The organism is Arthrobacter sp. HMWF013 (genome assembly GCF_003061105.1).
Taxonomy (GTDB): Bacteria; Actinomycetota; Actinomycetes; order Actinomycetales; family Micrococcaceae; genus Arthrobacter.
On record NZ_QAIQ01000626.1, the window covers coordinates 1 to 1252 of the forward strand.

2 protein-coding genes are annotated in these 1252 nt (G+C 66.6%); both read right to left on the reverse strand.

What is annotated here, in order from left to right; genetic code table 11:
* On the reverse strand, nt 1–956 hold a 956-nt coding region (locus DBR22_RS20840; RefSeq protein ID WP_108600562.1), incomplete at its 3' end, for a glycoside hydrolase family 1 protein.
* Nucleotides 956–1252, reverse strand: a 297-nt coding sequence (locus DBR22_RS20845; protein ID WP_146187602.1) for an ABC transporter permease subunit, incomplete at its 5' end; no start/stop codon positions are given. The genes DBR22_RS20845 and DBR22_RS20840, both read right to left, overlap by 1 nt.

Consider the following 1252-nt stretch of genomic DNA (forward strand, 5'->3'; position numbering starts at 1 on the left):
CCCCCGGAGTGTCCGTCGCTCCCGGCGTCATCCGCGTGGCCGCTGATGAGGTCATCGTGGTAGTGGTTCACGCCCAGGAAATCCAGGGGCGCACTGATTGCCTCCAGGTCGCCGGGGAGGATAAGTTCCGCCAGGCCGAACGGCGCGAGGTCGCGCAGCGTGTCCTCCGGGTAGCTGCCGCGCAGGATGGGATCGAGGAAGATCCGGTTCTGCAGGGAGTCGAAGCGCCGCGCGGCATCCAGGTCGATAGGGTCCTGGGGGTCGCGCGGGATGGAGTTGCTCAGGTTGAGGGTGATTCCCAGGTGCTGGGCGCCACGTTCGCGCAGGGCGTTCACAGCCAGGCCGTGGGCCAGGTGCTGGTGGTGGACCGCAGCGATGGCCGCCCGGGGCTCCTGGCGGCCCGGCGCGTGGACGCCCGAGCCGTAGCCCAGCAACGAGGAGCAGAACGGTTCGTTGAAGGTGGTCCAGTGCCGGACCCTGTCCCCCAGCACCGTGTATACGTCATGTGCGTACTCTACGAACCGGTAGGCGGTGTCCCTGTCCGCCCAGCCGCCCTTCTCCTCCAGTGCCTGCGGCAGGTCCCAGTGATAGAGGGTCAGCCAGGGCATGATCCCTGCCTCCAGGAGTTCATCCACGAGGCGAGAGTAGAAGTCCAGGCCCTCCGGGTTGGCCGCACGGTCCCCCGGCCGGACACGTGCCCAGCTGGTGGAGAAGCGGTAGGAGTCCAGCCCCAGTTCCTTCATCAGCGCAACGTCCTGGGGCATCCGGTGGTAGTGGTCCACTGCCTGCTCCAGGTTCTCGCCCTTGGCGATGGCACCCGGAATCCTGGCAAAGTGGTCCCACACGGAGTCCTCCTTGCCGCCCTGGTGACTGGCCCCCTCAATCTGGGCCGCCGCCGTCGCAGATCCCCAAAGGAAGCCTTCCGGCCATTGCCGCGAGTATGTCGAATGTGGCATTAGCCCTTCACTGCTCCTTGCATGATTCCTGAAATGAGTTGTTTTCCGGCCAGCGCGAACAGCACCAGCAACGGCAGGGTGGCCAGCACCGCGCCGGCGAGGACCACCGAGTAGTCCACGTATCGGGCGGACTGCAGCTGGCTGAGCGCCGTCTGCAGGGTGGGGTTGCCGGCGTCGAGCACCAGCAGCGGCCACAGGAAGTCCGTCCATGCCGTCATGAACGTGAACAGCCCCAGGATGGCCATTGCGGGGCGGGCGGCGGGGATGGCAACGTGCCAGAACGTGGAGATCATGGT